Source organism: Pseudomonas sp. GW821-FHT11G12 (assembly GCF_058808055.1).
The window spans coordinates 1,056,082-1,077,893 of the sequence record NZ_JBXARH010000001.1; the positions used below are offsets into that span (position 1 = coordinate 1,056,082).

Annotated in this window: 18 protein-coding genes; 5 read left to right on the forward strand and 13 right to left on the reverse strand. The window is 60.3% G+C overall.

Annotation, left to right across the window (positions count from 1 at the left end):
• The first annotated feature begins 112 nt into the window (after positions 1 to 112).
• On the forward strand, positions 113 to 1,051 hold the full coding sequence (locus tag AC1RR7_RS04785) for a site-specific integrase (RefSeq protein WP_493156346.1): 939 nt from the start codon (positions 113 to 115) through the stop codon (positions 1,049 to 1,051).
• A 7-nt stretch (positions 1,052 to 1,058) separates the two neighbouring features.
• Here the strand turns inward: AC1RR7_RS04785 and AC1RR7_RS04790 are convergent, their stop codons facing one another.
• The 6 genes from AC1RR7_RS04790 to pmrG form a co-directional block, all read right to left on the reverse strand.
• The gene (locus AC1RR7_RS04790) at positions 1,059 to 2,117 is read right to left on the reverse strand and encodes an ABC transporter ATP-binding protein (RefSeq protein WP_493156348.1); all 1,059 of its coding nucleotides are present in this window, start codon (positions 2,115 to 2,117) and stop codon (positions 1,059 to 1,061) included.
• A complete protein-coding gene (locus AC1RR7_RS04795; protein ID WP_096821607.1) occupies positions 2,114 to 3,709 on the reverse strand; it encodes an ABC transporter permease in 1,596 nt (531 codons plus the stop codon). Before AC1RR7_RS04795 ends, AC1RR7_RS04790 begins: the two co-directional genes overlap by 4 nt.
• 3 nt (positions 3,710 to 3,712) lie before the next feature.
• A complete protein-coding gene (locus AC1RR7_RS04800) occupies positions 3,713 to 4,726 on the reverse strand; it encodes an iron ABC transporter substrate-binding protein (protein WP_096821454.1) in 1,014 nt (337 codons plus the stop codon).
• Positions 4,727 to 4,928: 202 nt separating this feature from the next.
• On the reverse strand, positions 4,929 to 6,458 hold the full coding sequence (locus AC1RR7_RS04805) for an ArnT family glycosyltransferase (protein WP_493156350.1): 1,530 nt from the start codon (positions 6,456 to 6,458) through the stop codon (positions 4,929 to 4,931).
• The gene (arnT, locus tag AC1RR7_RS04810) at positions 6,455 to 8,167 is read right to left on the reverse strand and encodes a lipid IV(A) 4-amino-4-deoxy-L-arabinosyltransferase (RefSeq protein ID WP_493156352.1); all 1,713 of its coding nucleotides are present in this window, start codon (positions 8,165 to 8,167) and stop codon (positions 6,455 to 6,457) included. The genes AC1RR7_RS04805 and arnT overlap by 4 nt, the downstream gene beginning before the upstream one ends.
• Before the next feature lie 281 nt (positions 8,168 to 8,448).
• A complete protein-coding gene (pmrG, locus tag AC1RR7_RS04815; protein WP_102620024.1) occupies positions 8,449 to 9,102 on the reverse strand; it encodes a lipopolysaccharide core heptose(II)-phosphate phosphatase PmrG in 654 nt (217 codons plus the stop codon).
• 326 nt (positions 9,103 to 9,428) lie between these two features.
• On the opposite strand from pmrG, the gene AC1RR7_RS04820 reads away from it, so the two are divergent.
• Positions 9,429 to 10,742, forward strand: a complete 1,314-nt coding sequence (locus AC1RR7_RS04820) for a sensor histidine kinase (RefSeq protein ID WP_273536268.1) — start codon at positions 9,429 to 9,431, stop codon at positions 10,740 to 10,742.
• Here the strand turns inward: AC1RR7_RS04820 and AC1RR7_RS04825 are convergent.
• From AC1RR7_RS04825 to AC1RR7_RS04845, 5 genes are all read right to left on the reverse strand, one after another.
• Complete coding sequence (locus tag AC1RR7_RS04825) at positions 10,700 to 11,251, reverse strand: PqiC family protein (protein WP_192558054.1); 552 nt, start codon at positions 11,249 to 11,251, stop codon at positions 10,700 to 10,702. The two genes, AC1RR7_RS04820 and AC1RR7_RS04825, sit on opposite strands and share 43 nt — an antisense overlap.
• A 16-nt stretch (positions 11,252 to 11,267) precedes the next feature.
• Positions 11,268 to 12,923 carry a PqiB family protein gene (locus AC1RR7_RS04830; RefSeq protein ID WP_102620021.1) on the reverse strand — a complete coding sequence of 552 codons (1,656 nt, stop codon included), beginning with the start codon at positions 12,921 to 12,923 and terminating at the stop codon, positions 11,268 to 11,270.
• 113 nt (positions 12,924 to 13,036) lie between these two features.
• Entirely contained in the window at positions 13,037 to 14,338 is a 1,302-nt protein-coding gene (locus AC1RR7_RS04835; RefSeq protein ID WP_493156355.1) for an NAD(P)/FAD-dependent oxidoreductase, read from the reverse strand.
• Positions 14,335 to 15,423 (reverse strand): polyamine ABC transporter substrate-binding protein, encoded by a 1,089-nt coding sequence (locus AC1RR7_RS04840; RefSeq protein ID WP_192558052.1) that lies wholly within the window; start codon positions 15,421 to 15,423, stop codon positions 14,335 to 14,337. Before AC1RR7_RS04840 ends, AC1RR7_RS04835 begins: the two co-directional genes overlap by 4 nt.
• A gap of 90 nt (positions 15,424 to 15,513) precedes the next feature.
• Positions 15,514 to 16,872, reverse strand: coding sequence for a glutamine synthetase family protein (locus tag AC1RR7_RS04845; protein WP_096821445.1), 1,359 nt, complete (start codon positions 16,870 to 16,872; stop codon positions 15,514 to 15,516).
• A gap of 163 nt (positions 16,873 to 17,035) precedes the next feature.
• Here AC1RR7_RS04845 and AC1RR7_RS04850 point away from each other — a divergent pair, with 163 nt between their 5' ends.
• From AC1RR7_RS04850 to AC1RR7_RS04860, 3 genes are all read left to right on the forward strand, one after another.
• Complete coding sequence (locus AC1RR7_RS04850) at positions 17,036 to 17,941, forward strand: helix-turn-helix domain-containing protein (protein WP_493156356.1); 906 nt, start codon at positions 17,036 to 17,038, stop codon at positions 17,939 to 17,941.
• 270 nt (positions 17,942 to 18,211) lie between these two features.
• Positions 18,212 to 19,411 (forward strand): alpha-xenorhabdolysin family binary toxin subunit A, encoded by a 1,200-nt coding sequence (locus tag AC1RR7_RS04855; RefSeq protein ID WP_493156358.1) that lies wholly within the window; start codon positions 18,212 to 18,214, stop codon positions 19,409 to 19,411.
• Positions 19,412 to 19,439: 28 nt separating this feature from the next.
• On the forward strand, positions 19,440 to 20,483 hold the full coding sequence (locus tag AC1RR7_RS04860) for an alpha-xenorhabdolysin family binary toxin subunit B (RefSeq protein ID WP_493156360.1): 1,044 nt from the start codon (positions 19,440 to 19,442) through the stop codon (positions 20,481 to 20,483).
• 40 nt (positions 20,484 to 20,523) lie between these two features.
• Here the strand turns inward: AC1RR7_RS04860 and AC1RR7_RS04865 are convergent, their stop codons facing one another.
• Both AC1RR7_RS04865 and AC1RR7_RS04870 read right to left on the reverse strand, forming a co-directional pair.
• Positions 20,524 to 21,270, reverse strand: coding sequence for an anti-sigma factor family protein (locus AC1RR7_RS04865; RefSeq protein ID WP_493156362.1), 747 nt, complete (start codon positions 21,268 to 21,270; stop codon positions 20,524 to 20,526).
• A complete protein-coding gene (locus tag AC1RR7_RS04870; protein ID WP_493156364.1) occupies positions 21,263 to 21,784 on the reverse strand; it encodes a sigma-70 family RNA polymerase sigma factor in 522 nt (173 codons plus the stop codon). Before AC1RR7_RS04870 ends, AC1RR7_RS04865 begins: the two co-directional genes overlap by 8 nt.
• Between the last annotated feature and the right edge of the window lie 28 nt (positions 21,785 to 21,812).

The following is a 21,812-nucleotide window of genomic DNA, read 5'->3' on the forward strand; positions in this document are numbered from 1 at the left end:
TCAGACTTCTGCGGTTTTATCGGAAAAGTCCTACTACAAGACTCTTCTTTACATCAAGTTCATTGCAGTTGTTAGTTGTTGTGCTGGACTGTTTTTACTCAAGGCCTTTCGTTTGAGCAGCTTATCCGTTACCCCTTCAGAATCCATCAAAAGTAACCCTTTGTCCTTGTATCTGGCGCGTTTGGCACCCTCCAGCCAACTCACCATGCGTTACGTTTTGCAGGATGCCGCCGACCGTCTCGGCTTTGAAGACATGAATGTCGAGGACATTCCGTGGCACGCCTTACAACCCGAAGATGTTGTGGCGTTAGTCGCGGCATTGCGTGCAGACAACTATGCCCCCAACACCTCTTCACTTTATGTAAATGCCATTCGCGGCGTGATGAACGAAGCCTGGCGCATGAGCCTGATCACTCAGGATCATCTTTTGAAAATGCGTTCGGTCAAGGGCATCGCCGGCACGCGACTGTCTCAGGGGCGCAATCTGAAGCGCACGCTGATTCACGAACTGATGGAAGTCTGCGCCGCCGACCCGCGCCCGCAGGGGCTGCGTGACGCTGCCGTGATTGCGCTGCTGTACGGCACCGGAATGCGTAAATCCGAGTCAGTGGACCTGGATTTGAACCAGGTGGATTTCACTGAACGCAGCCTGTGCGTCAACGCCAAGGGCAACAAGCAACTGATCAAGTACGCACCGGCCTGGGCGTTCGCCAAACTCAATACCTGGCTGGAATTTCGCCGTTCCGAGCTCAAGGAAGGTGAAAGCGACGATGCGTTTCTGTTCAACCGCATCCGCCGTGGCAGCCACATCACCCGCGAGCGCATCACCAAACATGCGATCTATTACATCGCCCGCCAGCGCGGCACGCAGGTCGGGGTGAAGATCATGCCCCACGATTTCCGCCGTTCATTCATCACCCGGGTGATCGAGGAGCACGACCTGTCGATTGCCCAGAAACTGGCGCACCACAGCAATATCCAGACGACCGCCAACTACGACGTGCGCGACGACAACGAGCGGCGCCGCGCCGTGGATCGTTTCGATCTGTAGCTGAACGTCAGGACGCTTCGAAGACGTGGGCGGCCCCAAGTATCGACAGTTGCACGGCGCTGCCGGCCGGTGGCGCGTGCATGCCCGTGCTGCGAACCAGTAGCGAGCGGCCAGCTTCTTCGTTGACGCTGGCGCAAAGTTCGACCGTCAGGGTGCAGGTATTGCCGCCGAAGTCGCGTTCGGTGACGACGGCATTGCAGCCCTCCGAGTCGGCGGGAAGGTCGGACAGCTGAAGCTGTTCCGGGCGCAGCATGATCTGCGCCGGGCCGGAGAAACCGTTGCTGTTCACCGCGATCCGTCCCAGATCGCAATGGGCCCAGCCGGCCTCGATCCGCGCCGGCATGACCACCGCTTCGCCGAGAAAACGTGCGGTCTGCTCGTCGTCCGGATAGCGGTAGAGGTCCATTGGATGCCCCGATTGCACCAGTCGTCCGTCACGCATGACGGCCAACTGGTCGGCAAACGACAGCGCTTCGCTTTGGTCGTGGGTGACCAGAATCGTGGTCACACCGGCCTCTTCGAGCAGGCGGGCGACCATTTTGCGCATGGCGCCGCGCAGGCCGGTGTCGAGGGCGGAAAAGGGTTCATCCAACAGCATCAGGCGTGGTTGCTGGGCCAGTGCCCGGGCGAGTGACACCCGTTGCTGCTGACCACCGGACAGTTCGTGGGGCCAGCGCGCGGCCATGTTGGCGTTCAGGGCCACACTGTCCATCAGCGCCCGAATGCGCTCGGTTCTGGCGCTGCCGGTCTCGCTGAGCCCGAAACCGATGTTGTCCGCCACGGTCATGTGCGGAAACAGCGCGCCATCCTGCGGTACATAGCCGATCTGCCGCTGGTAGGCGGGCACGGCGTGGGTGCTGTCGACCAGCGTCTGGCCGTTGAGCGTCAGGCTGCCGGCATCGGGAAATTCGAACCCGGCGATCATTCGCAGCAGCGTGGTCTTGCCGGAGCCTGACGGGCCGACGATCACGGTGCGGCTGCCAGTCGGAACGGACAGGTTGATGGTGTCCAGCGCCGTTTGCGCGCCGAAGGATTTGCTGAGATTGATGATGTCGAGAGCGTTCATCGGCCGGCACTGCGCCTGGATTGGTGATAGAGGATGGCCGTGAGCGGCAGCGAAAGCACCACCATCAGCAGCGCGTAAGGCGCTGCGGCGGCGTAGTCGATTTCGCTGGTCATGGCCCAGAAACCGGTGGCCAGGGTGCGCGTGCCATTGGGCGCGAGCAACAGGGTTGCGGTCAATTCATTGGTGATCGCCAGGAACACCAGCGCGGCACCCGCTGCCGCACCGGGCGCGGCCAGGCGCAGGGTGATCAGCCACAAGGCGCGCAGGGGCGAGCGACCGAGGCTTTGCGCGATGTTTTCCAGCTCCACCGGCGCCTGGGCGAAACCGGCACGCAGGCTGACCAGCGCTCGCGGCAGGAACATCAGCAGGTACGCCAGCAGCACAGTGATGGTGGTCTGGTAGATCGGCCGGGCGAAGTGGATCGTCACGGTGACCAGCGCCAGTGCCACGACAATCCCCGGCAGAGAACTGGTGATGTAGTTACAGCCTTCAAGCAGACGCTGCAGCTTGCCGGGCGCGCGGATCGACAGCCAGGCAATCGGAATCGCGGCAAGGCTGGTCAACAACGCCCCGGCCACACCGAACGACAGGGTCTGAAGCAGCGCCGGCAACAGCTCTTCGCCTTGCCAGACCTCGGCGCCGCCCGCGATCAGCCACTTGCCCAGCGTCAGCATCGGGACGCCGAGCGCCAGCAGGCAGGTCAGGACTTGCAGACACAGGCCCAGCGCGGCGGTGCCACGTTTGAGGCGCACGGTCCGCTGTTCGCGGGCGCTGCCGGAACCGACCCGGGCATAACGTGCCTGGCCTCGGGCGCTGGATTCAACGGTCAGCATCGCCAGACAGCACAGCGCCAATACACTGGCGAGCATATTGGCGGCCGGACCGTTAAAGGTGGATTTGAACTGATCGAAAATGGCGGTGGTGAACGTATCGAAGCGGATCATTGCGTACAGGCCGTACTCGGCCAGCAGGTGCAGACCCACCAACAGCGCACCGCCACAGATCGCCAGCCGTAATTGCGGCAAGACCACCCGGAAGAACACCGCCCACGGCTTGAGGCCGAGGGATTCGGCCACGTCTTCAATCGCCGGGTCGAGGCGACGCAATGTCGCCGCGATCGGCAGATAAAGGAACGGAAAATAGGCGATCACCGACACCAGCACGCCGGCCGGCAATCCATTGATCGACGGAATCAGGCTGACCCACGCGTAACTGTGCACGAACGCCGGCACCGCCAGCGGCGCGACCGCCAGCAGTGACCACAATCGTCGCCCAGGCAGATTGGTGCGTTCGGTCAGCCAGGCGAGAGTGGTGCCGAGCACAATGCAGATTGGCAGGGTGATCAATACCAGCAATACGGTGTTGATCAGCAGTTCGGCCACCCGGGGGCGGAAGATCAACGCTTCGATGGTCGCCCAACCGGTGTACCACGACACGCCGATGACAAAACCGATCGGCAGTAACGACAGCAGTGACACACCGATCGCCAGCACGACCACCCAAGGGCTCCCGCGACCGTTGAGGGCGCGGGTCCTGCGTGAAAGGTTGGCGGGGGGCGCCGCAGCGATCCCCGCCGGTAAAGTTTCAGGCATCAATTACAGCAGTCCTGCCTGGGTCATCAGTTCGACGGCTTTCTTGCTGTCGAGCTTCGATGCGTCGACTTTTGGCGCGTCCAGATCCTTCAACGGCACCAGTTTGGCGTTGGATGCTGCGTCCTTGCCCACGGCGTATTCAAAGGAGTTGCCGGTGCGCAGAACTTCCTGGCCCTGCTTGCCAGTGATGTACTGGAGGAATTTCTGAGCCTCGTCCTTGTGCTTGCTGGACGCCAGCACGCCACCGCCGGAAATGCTCACGAACGCGCCCGGGTCTTGATGCTTGAAGTAGTGCAGAGCGGTGTTCTTGCTGTTTTCGCCGGTCTTGGACTGATCGACGAAGTAGTAATAGTGATAGATCACGCCGCTGTCGATCTGCCCGGCATTGACCGCTTTGAGCACGGAGCTGTTGCCACGGTAGGCGGTGAAGTTGGCTTTCATGCCCTTGAGCCATTCAAGGGTGGCGGCTTCGCCTTTCTGTTCCAGCACGGCGGCAACGATGGCCTGGAAATCTGCACCGGCAGGCGAGGCAGCCCAGCGGCCTTTCCAGGCTGGGGAGGCGAGGTCCGTCAGGGATTTTGGCAGGTCTTTTTCCGCCAGTTTCGCCGGGTTGTAGACGAACACGGTAGAGCGAGCGGCGATGCCGACCCACTGGCCGTGCGCCGGACGATAGGCTGCGCCCACTTGTTCAAGGGTGGCCGGGGCCACCGGGGCGAACAGCTTGGCATTGTCCACCAGCACCATCGCCGGGGAGTTTTCCGTCAGGAACACGTCTGCCGGAGAAGATGCGCCTTCCTGCACGATCTGGTTGCCCATTTCCGTGTCGTCGCCGTTACGGATCGTGACCGGGATCCCGGTTTCTTCGGTGAAGCCGGCGACCCACGCCTTGGTCAGGGTTTCATGCTGGGCGTTGTAGACCACGATACCAACCGAGTCGGCGGCAAACACCTGGCCGGCAGCCAGCAGCGCCGTCGCCAGAGCAGCGTGCTTCAGAAAGGACGGAATGGATGAACTCATGACGGGGCAGCTCCTGTTTTTTAGACGTTATGGGCAACCGTTCGCGAGGAAATTTCAATGCGAATGATTTGCATATGTTGGCTGGCTGGCAATGTAGAGAGGCAAATGAGAAAAAAACGTCAAACAAACCGTTAATACATGTCATTGCCATTCAGGTTAGCAGTCACTTGGCGGGGACGCCGGGCGAACCCGGCGTTGTCTTTCAGGAGCCTTGGGGGAGGTAGGCGACGCTTTGATCTTCGCGTCCGTGGAACACTTGTTCGCCGCGGGTCGGGGTGGTGGTGATGACTTGATGGTCGCGACCGAGCTGCTCGAGTGGCACCGGATCGCCGGTGCGGTACTGGGCGACAAAGATGGTCCGTTGCGGATCCCAATGCCGGCCGCTGGTGCGCTCCAGCCACTCGAACATCGCGGCGGCATCGCCATCACGGGGGAAATCCCGGGTTTCCGGCACGTAGTAGAACGGTGCACCGCCGGTCTGCAGGTACATCGGCACTTTGTTGTCCACCTCGACCATGACCATGTGCCACTGACTCAATGGCGCCTTTTGGCTGGCTTGCAGGCGCACGGTCTCGCCGAAACGGATCGCGCCGCCGCCGCTGTTGGTCCACGGGTAAAGCACGCCGAGAATACCGAGCAGCAGGACGGTAGCCACGCCGAAACCGATTTTCAGGCCACGCCCGCCGAACGGGCTTTCGGCATTGCGCGCAGCCATGCGCCGGGTGATCCACCAGGCCCCGAGCAGTTGTGCGAACGGTACCAGCGGCAGCACGTAGTAACTGCGCCGACTGCCGCTGGCGGTGAAGAACAGCATCAACAACCCCAGGCCCTGAATCAGCCAGCGGGTGTCCGGTTCGATGTGTTTCCAGTTCCGCGCGGCAACCCACAGGGCGATGATCCAGCACGGCGCCCAGGGCAGGGTATACACCGGCAGGTACAACAAATAGGTGTAGATCGGGCCGATGTTGTCGAACGGCTGGAAGAACCGCACGACGTTTTCCCTCAGCACCAATCCCAGGCCGCTTTCCCCGTAGTTCGGCGCGCCGTAGAGATGGGACAGCAGGAATGGCGTCATATAGAACGCCCCGGCCACCAGCAGCGCCCCGAGCAGGCGCAGGTTGAGATGGCGCTTCCAGCGACCTTCATTCAATAGATGCGGCAACAGCACCAGCCCCGGAAGGATGAAGCCGATCAGGCCTTTGAACAGCGAGGTCAGGGCCAGCAAGCCGCAAAACACCACGTAGCGCGAAAACCGGGTGTCTTCCGGCCCGCGCCAGTACCACCAGACTGCCGCCAACACGCCGCACACGGTCAGGATGTCAGCCGTGGCGACCCGTGCCCAGAACACGAAATAGAACGTGGTCGCCAGCATCCACCCGGCGATCAGGCCGGTGCCTTTGCGAAACAGGCGCTCGCCCAGCAGGTACACCAGCCAGACGCTCAACCACGCGGACACCACCGAAGACAGGCGCAACGACCAGTGATCCAGGCTACCGGTCAGCCAGGCGGTTGCGGTGATCAGCCAGTACGACAACAGAGGCTTGTCGTAGTAGGGATCGCCCTTGAGGTACGGGTCGAAGTAATCGCCGCTTTGCAGCATCTGCAACGCGATGTTGGCCCAGCGGGTTTCCGCGCCCCAGAGCTCGCGGCTGCCCAGGCCGAGCAGCAACATCAGGGCGCTGGCGGCCAGCAGGAGCAGCAGGGCGCCCCGTTCATTGTTGCGCAAGGTCATGGCTGGCTCTGCGCAAAGATGAAGATCTGCAGATTGCCGCGACGGTAGTGCTTGCCGTCCACCGGCAGCAATTCGACTTCCTGCTCTTCCTGGGTACTGTTGACGCGCAAGACCACACCGACCGCGCCTTTTTTCCGCGCATCGGTCATCCATTGGCCGACGTTTTCCATGGTGACTTTACGCGCCGCCATGGCCGGGTCTTCGAGGCCGTACTTGAGCTCACCGATCGTGTTGAACAGATCCACTTGCGGCCGCTTCAAACGCCACGACAGCGCCGAGGCTGCACCCAGGTCGTTGCTCAGCAAGGATGAGGTTTCACCCAGTTCCTGTTGATGCTCGGCAATGAACTGGTCAGGCATCTTGCTGTTGACTATCTGCGCCGGCATGGCCGCAGGCAGCAACGCCACCAGCAGACCGATGCCCAGAGCCGGCATCGCCCACAACGTCAGTGGTCGCAACACCTGCAAGGCGTTGGCGATGATCCAGCCCACCAGCACGATGTACACCAGCGACAGGCTGAACATCTCGGTGTTTTCGTAGATTTCTTTGGTCGCTTGCAGATAAAGCAGCGCTACCAGCGCAGCGCTGGCGATGACGGTATTGATCACGCCGTTCAGGCGCAGGACGCGGCCACTGTGCTGATCCAGCCAGTTGATCACGGTCTGTCCCATCAAGAGTGCGATTGGAAGCAGGCACGGCATGATGTAGGTCGGCAGTTTGCCGCTGCTCAGGCTGAAAAAGGCCAGCGGCAACAGGAACCACAGCGCCAGGTAAGCGGTTTTCGCCTCACGCTTTTCACGCCAGGTGCGCAGGAGCGTCGAAGGCAGCAGCACGGCCCACGGCAGAGTGGAGGCGAACAGCAGCGGCAGATAGAACCACCACGGACGGGCATGTTGCGCGGCATCGCCAGCGGCAAAGCGACGGATGTGTTCGTGCCAGAAGAAGAACCGCCAGAAGTCAGGTTCCCGGTAATGAACAGCCAACACCCACGGCAGGCTGATCAGCACGCAAACCACCACGGCGACCAGTCCGTAACGCACCAGTTCGCCGAAGCGACGTTGCCAGATCATGTAGGGCAGGGCGATCAGTACCGGCAGCAGCAAGGCCAGAAAGCCCTTGGTCATCAGGCCCATGCCGCACGCCACACCCAGCAGCGCCCAGCCACCCAGGCGAGCGCGGGGCGTGTGGCTGTCGATGGCAAACCACACGGCCACCATGCTCAGGTTGACCCACAAGGTGAACTGCGGATCGAGGTTGGCATAACCGGCCTGACCGGCAATCAGCCCGAAACTCATATAAAGCAGGGCGCTCGCGGCGCTGATGCGCGGGTTGTTCCAGAGCCGGCGGGCCATCAGGTAGGTCAGCCAGACGCTGGCGCCGGTACTCAGCGCCGAAGCGATACGCACGCCGAACAGGTTGTCACCGAAAATCGCCTGACCGATCGCAATCATCCAGTAACCGGCGATCGGCTTCTCGAAATAACGGATGCCCATGAAGTGCGGGGCCACCCAGTTGCCGCTGAGCAGCATTTCCTGGCTGATCTGGCCGTAGCGGGTTTCATCAGGGATCCACAGGCCGTGAGTCATCAACGGCAGCAGGTAAAACACCACGAAAGCCAGAATCAGGCCGGGGATGGCCAAGCGGTCGAAAGTCGTGGTTGGGGGAAAATGACGGGCAGCGTGTCGCAGCGGGTTGTTTTCAGACGTCATGACAGAGCCTTGGTACCGAACTAAGTTCTTGTGTCGATGACCTGCCCGGCGCGTTCCTGAGCGGGCGTGTCATCGTGTTGAATGAATGCAGGTGTCGGGCGTTTCCTGTATCCAGAGAACTGTCGTACCTCCAGGCCGAAGTTCTCGCGATAAAGCCAAGCTTAAAAAAAACAGTTGTCCAGTAAGTCGGGGGCAGATACATGTCTCATTACAAATTAATGAAATCAGCGCTGGTTAGTTGAAAAAAAGTTCAGCTTTGCCGGCCCGATCCAACTAAAGCATTAATGATTTTTGAGTTGGGACCAGGCGTCGGCATTCATGATGCCCAGCACTTTAAGTTGCCCCTTGTCATCGATGCGTACGAACAGGGTGCTGCCGTAATCGGCGGCGATTGCGTGGGGGAAACCGGTCTGTTTTTCAAAGTCGCTGATGCAGCCGCTGTGGGTGACCAGTACCAGATTGTGTTGCGCCATCTTGTGCGCCACCACGTCGTTGCGCAGTGAAGAACCACAGGACTCAAGCCAGATCTGGGCTGTGGCGTCCTGCCCGAACATGGCACGCGCCGTTTGCACGGTACGCGTCAGCGGGCTGGTGAACACCTGAGCCTGCTGCATGCCCAGTGCCACGAAGCCTTTGCCCACTAGCGCTGCAGAGTCGTTGCCGGCCTTGGTGATGCCGTCGGCCGGGCCCAGGCAAAGATTGTCAGAACGGTCGCAACGTTCGGCATGACGCACCAGAGCAACGACTTCGCCGGCCTGCCAGGCCTTGGTCAAATCAGCCTTGGCCGCATGGCCGGCCTGGCCCAGATCGATGGGCGAGCGGGTCATCCAGACGAAGCCGCTGACCAACGCAATGACCAGCAACGAACCGATGATGGTCAGCAGTCTTCCAAGTCGCAGCGTCCGGCGTTGTTTATATGTCGCTGTTAATTGCATCTGTCGCTCCACGGCATGCCCCTTGACGTCGCAGGCGAGATTGGCCGGCGATTTAACCAACTTTTATAGTTGTGAACTTGAATATTGGCTGAACATTACGTTTGTGCACGTTGGGGGGCAGTGAAGAACATGTGAAAAATTTGCGAGAGTTGAAAATGCGCAATTAACCGGGTGTTTGATAACCATACTCAAATACCCTTTTTTTACCGGCCTGGCTTAACAAATGTTTATGTTTGCGGTGAAGCTGCGCAGGTTCGGTCAATGTCGCGGCGCTCGCCTGTTTTTGACCGGGAAGTCTGAAATCAGCAGTGGAGTCATCGACCCGAATGGATCTCAAGCAAAGCCTGACGAAACGGATCGTCATCGTGTTCGCTTTGATGAGCGCCCTGGTCGCCGGGGTATTCGCGCTGGGCATCGTTGCCGCCGTGCATGTGGTCGAACACAAACTGGCCACCAGCACCCTGAGTGGCGGCCTGCACCGCTTGCTGGCGATGGATGACATCAATCGCTGGAGTCATCAGCCGGAAAAGAGTGAATTGTTTTTCTTTGAAGGCGGGCCTGGGCCCATGGCACTGATTCCGTCACTGGCCGCGCTGTCACCCGGATTCCAGGAAATCATGTTCAACGGCGACGATTTTTTCGCGATGGTCGAGGTGGTCGGCGGGCGCAAATACGTACTGCTGCGTGATCAGGAAAGCCTCGAACAACGTGAGCGGTTGCTGTTCATCGTGGTTACGGTCGGGTTTCTCCTGAGCATCCTGCTGGCGATCATGCTCGGTCGGTTGTTGGCGCGGCGGGTGATGGCGCCGGTCATTCGTCTGGCACGCCAGGTTCGCCACCGCGATCAGCTGTTGGTGCTGGCGCCCCCGCTGCACCCGGACTATGCGGCGGATGAAGTGGGAGAGCTGGCGTTGTCGTTCGATCAGACACTGGGGCGTTTGCGCGAAACCCTGAGCCGCGAAAAACTGTTCACCAGCGATGTCAGCCATGAACTGCGCACGCCGTTGATGGTGCTGGGCGGCTCCTGTGAATTGTTGCTCGCCAATCCGTCGCTGGATCCCCGTTCGACCGCACAGGTCAATCGCATCGCCCGGGCCAGCCATGAGATGCGCCAACTGGTCGATACCTTCCTGATGCTGGCTCGCGCCGAGGATGATGCCGGCAATGATATTTGCGTCACGCTCAAGGAAGTTGCCGATGCTCAGTGCGAGATCTGGGGCCGACTGATTCGCGAAAAAGGGCTGGAGTTTTTCTACGACGTGGATCAGCCCTGCATGGAACGTTTCAACCTGACGTTTCTGCAATCGGTGATGGGTAACCTGCTGCGTAATGCCTGGCATTACACCGATCGGGGTTTTGTCCGATTGACCTTAAGGGCCAACGGCTTCGTGGTGGAGGACAGTGGCATCGGCATTCCGGAAGAACAGCGCCAGGCCGTATTTCAGCCCTTCGTGCGCGGTGACGAAGGGCGGGGAGAGGGCCTCGGACTGGGGTTGTCGCTGGTGCAGCGGATCTGCAAGCGACAGCAATGGCAGGTGAACCTGAGTACGGGCGAATCCAACGGTTGCCGCTTCAGCGTGAAGTTGAGCCCTGCCACTCAGGACGCCGGCGGACAGCCCCGTCCATTACCCGCCGCCTGAGTGATCTGCGCAGCCAGTCGCTTGACGTTGTTCTGTTGTGCAATCACCAGTTCATTGATGCTCGGCCCGGACGGCGTTTGCAGGACTGAACGGCAAGTGAGCAGCCCATTGTCGGATTCACCGGTTGCGCGCAGTCGCCATTTGGCGTCGATCAGTGCGTATTGCCCGGGAAGCGAATCGAAACGTTGCACGTCGATGCGCACCGAGACTTTGCGCGACCCGCCGGCGTTGCTCAGTTGATCCACCAGGGCACTGCGCAGTTCGTCGGCCAGGCTGGCGCCCCACCATTCGGTTTCCAGAATTGCCAGGCCACTGTTGCCCTGGCGGATGACGATCTGCGGCCGGTCGACCTGCGGCGGTACGCTGATGCCTTCAATCGCGATGTCCGAGCCCGATCTGCCGGCCGCCGGTTGCGCCGGGGTCAGGGTATGAAAGCTGATCGGGTCGCTGCGACAGGCACCCAGCAGCAGGCACGCAGCGAGCACGGTGAACTTCAGCGGTAAAGCCATGGGACAGCTCCTGTGCTCAATTGCGCGGCGGTCCTTTGAGATCCAGCGGCGCGGCGTTGTCGGGGCGACCGCGAATCAGCGATTCCGGATGACGGCCCAGGTAATCCGACAGTTCACGCAACGAGCGCGACATGCGCCCGAGTTCGTCGAGGGTCTGGGTCAGTTGCTCGCGTTGCGGCGAGTCTTCGGCCAGGGTCGAGCTGGCCGATTGCAGGGTCTTGCTCACGTCCGCCAGGGTGCTCTGAACACCGGGCAGGGTCTTGGCGTTGAATTGGGTCAGGCCTTTGCGCAGCTCCACCAGATTGCTGTCGAGATTGCCGGCGATGCGTTCCACCGGCAGCTTGTTGAGTTTGTCGACCATGGCCTCGAGTTTTTCCTGCAACTGTTCGAGGCTGCCGGGGACGGTCGGAACGCTGATCGGGCGAGCGGTGGGGTCAAACGCGACTTTTTCGGCTTTGGGGAAGAAGTCCAAAGCGATGTACAGCTGCCCCGTGAGAAGGTTGCCGCTGCGGGCCTGGGCGCGCAGGCCGTTATCGATGAAGGTGCCGATCAGACGCACGCCGGCGGCTTCGTCGTCCGGGTTGTGGTTGAGCACCTTGAGCATCTTTTCGTGGGCCCGTCCCAGACGTTGCGGGTAGATCACGATGCCGACGTTGAGCGGGAAGCTGCGTTTTTTCTCGTCGAAGTCGAGGTTGATGCTGACCACCCGGCCGATCTCCATACCGAGGAATTCCACCGGAGCATCGACCTTGAGACCGCGCAGCGACTGATCGAAACGCAGGCTCAGGTACTGCGGTTTGCCGTTGGGCGGGGCGAGGGCGGTCATCTGGTCTTCGAACAGATCGAAGGACTTTTCATCCGCCGCGGCGACATCGTTGGGGCTGTAATCGGGTGCGCGGAAGGCGATGCCACCGACCAGCAAGGTCGACAACGATTCGGTTTTCACCGCAAAACCATTGGCACCGACGTTCACGTCAATGCCGCTGGCGTTCCAGAAACGGGTGTTTTCCGTGACGTAGGCATCGTTCGGCGCGTGAATGAACACTTCGATATTCACCCCTTTGCCGTCGGGGTCCAGGGCATAGGCCACCACCTGGCCGACCGGGATCTTGCGGTAGTAGACGGGGGAGCCGATGTCCAGCGAACCCAGATCCGAGGCGTGCAGGTTGAAGCGCCTGCCCGGTTCGCCATAGGTGATCGGGGGCGGGTTTTCCAGACCTTTGAAATACTTGGCGCGATCGTTCGATTGGCCGATATCCGCACCAATGTAATCGCCAGACAGCAGGGTATCGATGCCCGACACGCCACCCGCGCCGATACGCGGGCGTACCACCCAGAATTGCGAGTCTTCGCGGGTGAAAGTTTCGGCCTGTTTGGACAGCTTGATCGTGGCGTTGACGCTCTTCTGGTCGTCGCTCAGTTCGACATCCGAGACCTGGCCGACCACCACGTTGCGGTATTTGACTTCGGTCTTGTTGGCGGTCAGACCGCTGCCGGTCTTGAAGGTGACGACGATCGTCGGGCCTTCCTGCATCAGGTTGTGCACCACCAGCGAAATGCCTACCAGCACGGCGACAATCGGCACGATCCACACCAGCGAAATGCTGAAGCGCCGGGTCTTGATCGGTGCCTGGCCGGGTGCTCGCGGTTGATCGGCGGCTGACGACTCCATCCATGACCTCCAGAGTGTGTTGGGCACTGAGCGTCAGGAACGCAAAAGCACTTCATCAATATAGAAGTGCTTTGCGATAGAGCAAATGTGCAGGTCGCTTCAAGCCGCGAGGTTCAGCCGAGCATTTCCCGCAGGCGATACCAGAACATGCCCAGTGCCAACAGCGGTGAGCGCAGCGCCGGGCCGCCGGGGAAGGTCATGTGCGGCACGCCGCTGAACACGTCCATGCCCTGGCTGTGGCCGGCGTGAATCGCTTCGCCCAGCAATTTGGCGCACCAGTGCGTGACGTTCAGGCCATGGCCGGAATAGCCCTGGGCGTAGAACACGTTCGGGTGCTGCTTGAGGCGTCCGACCTGCGGGAAGCGGTTGGCGGTGATGCCGATCTTGCCGCCCCATTGATAGTCGATGCGCACATCCGCCAGTTGCGGGAACACCTTGAGCATCTTCGGTCGCATGTACGCGGCAATATCCGCCGGATCCTTCCCGGAGTAATGGCAGGCACCGCCAAACAGCAGACGCCGATCCGCCGAAAGCCGGTAATAGTCGAGGCCGACCTTCTGGTCGCAGAGCGCGAGATTCTGCGGGATCAGTTCGGCGGCGCGTTCCTTGGACAAGGGCTCGGTGGCGATGATGTAGCTGCCGGCGGGCAGGACTTTACCGCTGAGTTGTTGCTCGAGTTCGTCCAGGTGCGCGTTGCAACCGAGCACCAGGCTGCCGGCGCGTACCGTGCCCGAAGCGCAGCGCACTTGTACCGTCGCACCGTGGATGATTTCCAGCACCGGGCTCTGCTCGAAGATCCGCACCCCGAGCGATGCTGCCAGCCGCGCTTCGCCCTGAACCAGATCGAGCGGGTGCAGATGGCCCGAACCCATGTCGATCAGGCCACCTTTGTAGACACCGGCGTTGACCACTTGCCGACGAATGTCTTCGGTGCCGACCAGACGCGTTTCGTGGGCATAACCCGAGGCTACGAGACTGTCCTGTTCGGCCTTGAACGCTTCGAATTGCGCCGTGGTGTTGGCCAGTTCGCAGAAGCCCCAGCGCAAGTCGCACTCGATGGCGTTGTCGCCGATGCGCCGGCGCACCAGTTCCACCGAGTCGACGCCGGCCTGTTGCAGGTAGCGCACGCCTTCTGCGCCAACATGGCGGGCGAAGCCCTCGACTTCATGGCCGATGCCACGGATCAACTGGCCGCCGTTGCGCCCGCTGGCGCCCCAACCGATGCGCCGGCCTTCAAGCAGCACCACCGAGAGGCCGCGCTGGGCCAGCTCGATGGCGGTGTTGACGCCGGTGAAGCCGCCGCCGATCACGCAGACATCGGCGATCAGGTCGGCTTCAAGTGCAGGGTAGGGCGTGCTCGACCGGGCCGACGCGGCGTAGTAGGAGCGGGCGTGTTCCTGGGTGTACTGATTCATTTGTTCGACTTCACTTTGCTCCAGGAACGGGTCATCAGACGCATGATCGACTGGGGCGGGGTGGTGGAAATGTAGAGTTTGTCGAGCACCTCCTGAGGCGGATAAACCTCAGGATTGCTGACCAGTGCGACGTCCATGTATTGCTTGGCCGGCGGGTTCGGGTTGGCATAGCCGACCGAGGCGCTGACCTTGGCGATCACTTGCGGATCGAGCAGGTAATTGATGAAGGCGTGGGCTTCTTTGGTGTTGCCGGCATCGGCGGGAATTGCCAGCAGGTCGAACCACAGGTTCGCGCCTTCCTTGGGAATCGCATAGGCGATGTTCACGCCGTTGTTTGCTTCCTTGGCGCGGTTGGCGGCTTGAAACACGTCGCCGGAGTAACCGAAGGCCACGCAGATGTCGCCGTTGGCCAGGTCCGACACGTACTTCGAGGAGTGGAAGTAGGTGATGTACGGGCGGATGCTCAGCAGTTTGGCTTCGGCTTTCTTGAAGTCCTCAGGGTTTTCGCTGCGCGGGTCCATGCCCATGTAATTGAGGATCGCCGGGAACACTTCGTCGGCCGAGTCCATCATCGACACGCCGCACTGGGTGAGTTTTTTCAGGTTCTCCGGCTCGAACAGCACGGCCCAGGAATCGATGTGGTCGATGCCCAGTACCTGTTTGACCTTGTCGACGTTGTAGCCGATGCCGTTGGTGCCCCACAGGTACGGCACCGAGTGCTCGTTACCCGGATCGTTTTTCTCGAGCAGGGCCAGCAGTTTCGGGTCGAGGTTCTTCCAGTTCGGCAGTTGCGAACGATCCAGCTTGAGGAACGCCCCGGCCTTCACCTGACGGGCCAGGAAGTGGTTGGACGGCACCACCACGTCGTAACCGGTGCGACCGGCGAGCAGTTTGCCTTCGAGGGTTTCGTTGGAGTCGAAGACGTCGTAGATCACCTTGATTCCGCTGCCGGCCTGGAAGTCGGCGAGGGTGGTCGGGCCGATGTAATCGGTCCAGTTGTAGACGCTGACCTGGGGTTGGGCCTGGGCACCTGCGCTGCACGCCAATGCCAGGGCGGCGGGGATCAGGGATTTCAACAGACGCATATCGACACCTCTTCGAGTTGGATTTTTTATGCTCGTAAAGTCGGTAGGGATCGCTCCCGGACAGTGTCCGGGAGCGATCAGGTCGCAGGCTTAAACGCTCAGCAACAGGAACTCACGCTCCCAGGAGCTGATCACGCGCTTGAAGTTTTCATGCTCGGCACGTTTCACCGCCACGTAGCCGCGCACGAACTTGCTGCCCAGATACTCGGCGACGGTGTCGCACTCTTCCATCTGGGTCAGGGCTTCTTCGATGGTGATCGGCAGGCGCAGGTTGCGGCGCTCATAGGCGCGGCCTTCGACGGCGGCACTTGGCTCGATGCCCTCGACCATGCCGATGTAACCGCACAGCAGGCTCGCGGCAATCGCCAGGTACGGGTTGGCGTCAGCGCCGGGCAGACGGTTTTCCACGCGCATCGCTTCAGGGCCGGAGGTTGGAACCCGCAGGCCGACAGTGCGGTTTTCTTCGCCCCATTCGACGTTGACCGGTGCCGAGGTGTCCGGCAGGAAGCGGCGGAACGAGTTCACGTTGGGCGCGAACATCGGCAGCACTTTCGGGATGAATTTCTGCAAACCGCCGATGTGATGGCGGAACAGATCGCTCATGGTGCCGTCGGCATTGGCGAAAATCGGCTTGCCGGTGGCGATTTCCACCACGCTCTGGTGCAAGTGCATGGCGCTGCCGGGCTCATCGCCAATCGGCTTGGCCATGAAGGTCGCGGTGACGTTGTGCTTGAGCGCGGCTTCACGCAGGGTGCGCTTGAACACGGTGATCTGGTCGGCCAGATCCAGGGCGTCGCCGTGACGGAAGTTGATTTCCATCTGCGCCGGGCCGTCTTCGTGGATCAGCGTGTCCAGGTCCAGGCCCTGCAGTTCGCACCAGTCGTAGACGTCTTCGAACAGCGGATCGAATTCGTTGGCCGCATCGATGGAGAACGACTGCCGACCGCTTTCGGCACGACCGGAACGGCCCAGCGGTGCCTTCAACGGCAAGTCCGGGTCTTCGCAACGCTGGGTCAGGTAGAACTCCATTTCCGGCGCGACAATCGGCTTCCAGCCCTTGTCGGTGTACAGCTGCAAGACTTTCTTCAGCACGTTGCGCGGCGACAGTTCGATCGGGTTGCCGAACTTGTCGAAGGTGTCGTGAATCACGATGGCCGTCGGTTCGATGGCCCATGGCACCACGTACACCGCATCGCTCACCGGTTTGCAGACCATGTCGATGTCGGCCGGGTCGAGCAGGTCGTAGTAGATGTCGTCGTCGACAAAATCCCCGGTTACCGTTTGCAGCAGCACACTTTCCGGCAGGCGCATGCCTCGCTCATGCAGGAACTTGTTGGTCGGTGCAATTTTGCCGCGGGCGATGCCGGTCAGGTCGCTGACCACGCATTCCACTTCGGTAATCTTGTGATCTTTCAGCCACGTGAACAGCTGATCGAAAGGGGCATTCATAAAGACCTCGTCGTTGGTTTTATTGACGCGGGGGGAAGTGCGATTTCATCTTTCGCAGGCTTCCCCTGTGGCGCGTTGACGACTATCTTGGGCGGGCCTTGCCGTTCCATCTATCCACTTTAAGCAGCACCAAAGCGCACCAAAAGAGTGCGCAAGGTCTCCCATGACAACGTGTAATCCGCTACAGGTTCAAGCTTTCAACACCGCCGATGTCGCCGAACAGGTTCGCGCCACACCGGGCTGGGTCCAGCATTACCAACAGATGTCGCCGGGGCATTTCGCCGGGCGAATCCGCTATCTGGACTTGGAAGGCGTGGAGGTCTACGAGGAACAGATGAACACCCGGGTCGAGCAGAATTTCAGTGCGCCCTCGGGGGCTCTGGCGTTCTGTTTCGATCGCAGTGACAACGCGCTGTATCTGCTGAACGAAGAAAGCCGCAACATCTGGATCACCCCGGAGAACTACCAGGAAATCGCCGTGGTGTTCGGCCCGGAGTTCGTGCGCCGCAACGGCCTGGACGTGGCCCGGCTGGAAGGTTTGTTCATGGCGCCGCTCAACGGCGCGCAGAACGCGCTGTTCAGTCGCTGGTTAAGCTCGACCCTCACGAAGTTGTCGCAAACCCTTGATCAACCAAGCAAAGAAGCACTGACCCAACAGTTGCTGGAGGACTGCCTGTTCATCCTCGACAACGCTTGCGTGTGCCTCGACAGCGGCGGTTTGCAGCGCCGCGCGGAAGAGCGCACGACCATGAAACGGGTGGGGGAATGGGCGGCGGATTCGCCGGAGGAAACCCTCAATCTGCTGGAATTGTCCCAGGTCGCCGGCGTTTCGTTGCGGCAACTGCAGCAGACCTTCAAGGCCTACACGGGGATGTCACCGACCCAGTGGTTGCGCCTGCGCCGGCTCAACAGTGCCCGCCGGGAGTTACTCAAGGGAGCGGCTTCAGGCACCACGGTGGCCGAAGTGGCGATGAACTGGTCGTTCTGGCATCTGGGGCGGTTTTCCAACAGCTATCGGGCGCTGTTCAATGAACTTCCCAGTGAGACGCTCAAGCGTTCGAGCAAATAAAGCGCACTATGAAAAGTGCGCTTTATTGCGTTGAGTACGGATTGCCGTGTGTTTAACGGCCCGAAAGTAACCGTTGTCTGTAAGACCCTTCCGGCGTCTGTTGCTCGATGTTTCATGTGTACGATTATTCTGATTTAAATCAATAAAAATCAAAGGCTTGCGAAGGTTTTATCGAATCGTTCTGTTTCTCCTGCTCCTTCAGAAAAGTCATCTAGCGTTCTGCGGACCGGTGCAATGGTTGCACCGGCCGTATGAATAGAGGCATTCAAGATGGCTGTTCCATTGAAAGAGTCGGAAAGCAGTAACAACCTGCCGCAAGCGGTACTTCATCTTATCTCCGGGCAATATCCGGGCGTTGCACGCGATGCCGGGTTATTGACCCGAGAAGATGTGATCAAGATCAAGCAGTACGTGAAAAAGGGCCTGTCGCTGCCCGGCGACCTGCCGGAAGTCGAGTCGTACCTCAAGTACAAGAAGATCGATGTCGCAGGTCTGGAGCCGGCCGACATCCAGGTGCTGTTCAAAAAGATCCGCATTCACGCCGCCAGTTGGGATGCGGTTGAAACCAAGATCCTCCAGCAGAGCAGCGATCTGGCGGCGGCGGCGAAAAACATCGTCAGCAGCGGCGGGGAAATCATATCCGTGATCAAGGAAATGCCGATCATGGAGCGCGTCAGGACCACCTTCGGGCAAATGACCGGGAATGATCTGGCCGGCATCACGTACACGTCGGACGACGGCGAAGTGGCCTCGGCAGTGACTGAAATCATCAAGCTGATGAAGGTCGACATTCAGCGCCAGCAAGGTGCGACGCGGGAACTCAAGGATCGCATCTCCAACTTCAAGATCGAACTGTCCGGTGGTGATTTGTCGACCGGCAAGCGGGTGTTCGGCCTGCAGTCGGAAGTGAAGGGCAAATACGACCTGATGGAACGCAACAACCTGGTGGAGTCGATCGCCAGCACCCAACAGACCATCAAGGAAAAGAAGGCGCGGATCACCCAGCTGGACAAGGACTACGACTATTACGTCGGCATGTCGTTCTCCGGCGTGCTGCCGATCTTCTGGCCGATTTCCGGTTCGATCTTCGGCCCCAAGGCCGAGACCGCGCGCAAGGAGCGCAATGTTCTGAAGGCCGAGGTCGATGCGCTGGAAGAGAGCGTCAGCGGCAAGCAAAGCCTGCAGAGCGCCATCGAGAGTTCGATGTCGAATTTCGGTGATATCGGCATTCGCATGGCCGGTGCGGAAGCCGCGCTGAACATCCTCAACACCATGTGGCAAACCATGCTCAGCAAGATCGATGCCTCGGCGCAGCAGTTCGAGCGCATCAACGATGCCTTGCGCCTGACCACGTTCGTGGCCGAGTTCGCGCTGGTGATCGACCCGTGGCGTGATGTGAAAAGCACCGCCGGGGAGTTGCTGGCAACTTTCAATGCCGCCCTGGATGAATACAAGAAATCATTCAACTGATTGCCCATTCGCTTTGAGGATTATTGCCATGAACGGCGTTACACCCATCAATACCCCGCATATCCCGACGGTCGACGCGAAGAGCATCGTGCAGACCATTCGCGACATTTCGACCCTGGCGCGTTTTCGCAATGTTCATTCCGACGTGCTGCAAGAGCGCGCGCAACAAGTCGCCGCGTATTTGAACAACACCGATCAGACCCTGCGCGAAGCGTTTCCGGTTCTGTTGACGGCATTGAGCAACGCGTCCGGGGACAGCTATTTCTCGGCGCTCGAAGAATTGCGCGACACCCTCGGCCGGGATGACCTGACGACCGAAGACCGGACCTTGCTCAACGCTGAAATCCGCAATATCAAAGGGATCGTCGAGGCGATGTTCGAACGTGTGGAGGCTCGGTTTACAGAGTGCGCGCAGCGTCTGGACAACGATGTGCGCAGTGTCTACAGCGTCGAAATCGGTGAGCGCGCCAATGAGCCGTTGAGCGTTGCCAAACAGCGCAAGGCACGGATCCTGGCGCATCTGGATGAACATTGCCGGAGCAAGGCGACCTGTGTGGAGCAACGCGACACCCTGGTCAAGGCTCAGGAGGTGATTCGCGAGTTCAATCTGGCCGAGATGTACAAGAACGCGATCCCGTCGGGCAAGGCGCTCGACAGCATCGACATGGCCAACCCGAAGAAAGAGGCGGTGAAGCAGGGCATCGAACTGGTGCGCAAAGTGCTGGGCGTGGTGTCCGATGGCATCAAGTACAGCGAGTTGGCGACTGCGCGCAACAATCTGGAAAAGGAAATCCAGAGCATTTCCCAGGCAATGAATGTGCTCAATACCGATCTGCAAGCGGCTGACGATGTGCTGTCGGATGCCAGTGCGATCGTCGAGATCAGCCGTCAGCGGCGGGTCGCGGGTGAAGAGATCACCGCAGTGGCCAATGTCTGGAAAGGCTTTGCCTTGGCACTTGAGCGCCTGAAGAACAGCGACTACTCGCGCAGCGATCTGTCTTCGCTGATCAATCGGTACAAGACGCACCTGGTCACGCTGAGTGCGGATTACAACGCCCTCATGATCAACTGAGGGCCGGGCGCAGTCGGTCAAGCGACGGGCTGCGCCTGCTTCAGACCCCATTTCTGAGCAGTTGGCTGAACGCCTCCAGCTCACTTTTCTCGACATCGGAAACCAGCACGAAACGCATGTGACCGGCCTGCCAGGAAATCACGTTGAAGCCGCGAATCGTCTGGCTCTGCGACGGTTTGTCGGCGTCCGTTGTCGGCAGGATAAACACATTGATGATGTGTTTGGCGCGGCCGTAACTCAGGGCAGCGGTGGTCTGGTGTTGCAGGTAATCGAGCCGTCCGCCGAGCAGTGGAAAGCCTTGCGCCGAGTAGTCGACGACGGGCGGCGAGAAGTCGAGTTTGCCGGTGAACCAGGGTTTTACGGTGTGGCGATCCGACGACACCACATCGTTCAGGTGCTGACCCATCAACGAGCGCACGTGGCTGGAGACGGCTTCGTCCATCAACGGTTGTTCGCTGCCCGGCGTTGCCACGTAAAGCACCATCGCCAAGGCCAGGGCCGCTGCGGAAAATGCCGGGGCGAACCATTTTCGCCAGCGTTCGAACGGGCTCGGCGATGCCGGAGCGACTGCGGCAAACACACTAGCCGCCAGTGATGCCGGCGCGGAGTAATACGGCGCATGGCGTTTCACGCTGACCTTCAGTAATTTGGCCTCATCATGCAGCCGCGCACAGTCAGCGCATGTGGCCAGATGCGTAGCGACATCCGCAGCCATCGCCGGATCAAGTTCCTGATCCAGGTAGCCATGCAGTTGTGTCTGGCAAACCGTGCAGTGGAGTTCATTCATGATCGTGCAACTTCAGTAGTTCCAGCTTGAGCATGGCACGCGCTCGGGCCAGTCTCGACATGACGGTGCCGATGGGAATATCGACCACCAGGGCGATGTCCTTGTAGGGCATGTCTTCGAGTTCCTTGAGCACAATGACCTCGCGAAACGCCGGCGGCAAGGCGCTCAGTGCCTGCTGGAGCAACGCCGCGTTTTCCGTGTGAATGGCCAGCAGTTCCGGGCTCTGGCTGTGGCTCAGTGCGCCGCCGCTATCGCTGCTATCGCCGGTTTCGTCATCGATAGCGACCCAGTGGCGTCCGGCCGAGGCTTTGAGCCAGGTGTAGCTTTCGTTGCGCACGATGGTCAGGAACCAGGCCTTGGCGTTGCGATCGGCAAAACGCTGCAAAAACCTGAAGGCGCGCAGGGCGCTTTCCTGCACGACGTCCCGTGCAGCGCTGTCGTTGCCTGTGATCCAGCGCGCGAGGTTGTAAGCCGCGTCCAGGTGCGGCGCAATCAGTTCCTCAAATCGATTCATAGTGGTTTCCGCACCGTCACACCCCTAT

What these genes read in the sequence shown, in the direction of transcription:
- AC1RR7_RS04840 (WP_192558052.1), bottom strand. Translation starts at nt 15,423, where the DNA reads ATGCGTCTGTTGAAATCCCTGATCCCCGCCGCCCTGGCATTGGCGTGC.
- AC1RR7_RS04870 (WP_493156364.1), bottom strand. Translation starts at nt 21,784, where the DNA reads ATGAATCGATTTGAGGAACTGATTGCGCCGCACCTGGACGCGGCTTAC.
- AC1RR7_RS04825 (WP_192558054.1), bottom strand. Translation starts at nt 11,251, where the DNA reads ATGGCTTTACCGCTGAAGTTCACCGTGCTCGCTGCGTGCCTGCTGCTG.
- AC1RR7_RS04790 (WP_493156348.1), bottom strand. Translation starts at nt 2,117, where the DNA reads ATGAACGCTCTCGACATCATCAATCTCAGCAAATCCTTCGGCGCGCAA.
- AC1RR7_RS04850 (WP_493156356.1), top strand. Translation starts at nt 17,036, where the DNA reads ATGACAACGTGTAATCCGCTACAGGTTCAAGCTTTCAACACCGCCGAT.
- AC1RR7_RS04800 (WP_096821454.1), bottom strand. Translation starts at nt 4,726, where the DNA reads ATGAGTTCATCCATTCCGTCCTTTCTGAAGCACGCTGCTCTGGCGACG.
- AC1RR7_RS04855 (WP_493156358.1), top strand. Translation starts at nt 18,212, where the DNA reads ATGGCTGTTCCATTGAAAGAGTCGGAAAGCAGTAACAACCTGCCGCAA.
- pmrG (WP_102620024.1), bottom strand. Translation starts at nt 9,102, where the DNA reads ATGCAATTAACAGCGACATATAAACAACGCCGGACGCTGCGACTTGGA.
- AC1RR7_RS04835 (WP_493156355.1), bottom strand. Translation starts at nt 14,338, where the DNA reads ATGAATCAGTACACCCAGGAACACGCCCGCTCCTACTACGCCGCGTCG.
- AC1RR7_RS04820 (WP_273536268.1), top strand. Translation starts at nt 9,429, where the DNA reads ATGGATCTCAAGCAAAGCCTGACGAAACGGATCGTCATCGTGTTCGCT.
- AC1RR7_RS04845 (WP_096821445.1), bottom strand. Translation starts at nt 16,872, where the DNA reads ATGAATGCCCCTTTCGATCAGCTGTTCACGTGGCTGAAAGATCACAAG.
- arnT (WP_493156352.1), bottom strand. Translation starts at nt 8,167, where the DNA reads ATGACGTCTGAAAACAACCCGCTGCGACACGCTGCCCGTCATTTTCCC.
- AC1RR7_RS04860 (WP_493156360.1), top strand. Translation starts at nt 19,440, where the DNA reads ATGAACGGCGTTACACCCATCAATACCCCGCATATCCCGACGGTCGAC.
- AC1RR7_RS04830 (WP_102620021.1), bottom strand. Translation starts at nt 12,923, where the DNA reads ATGGAGTCGTCAGCCGCCGATCAACCGCGAGCACCCGGCCAGGCACCG.
- AC1RR7_RS04805 (WP_493156350.1), bottom strand. Translation starts at nt 6,458, where the DNA reads ATGACCTTGCGCAACAATGAACGGGGCGCCCTGCTGCTCCTGCTGGCC.
- AC1RR7_RS04865 (WP_493156362.1), bottom strand. Translation starts at nt 21,270, where the DNA reads ATGAATGAACTCCACTGCACGGTTTGCCAGACACAACTGCATGGCTAC.
- AC1RR7_RS04795 (WP_096821607.1), bottom strand. Translation starts at nt 3,709, where the DNA reads ATGCCTGAAACTTTACCGGCGGGGATCGCTGCGGCGCCCCCCGCCAAC.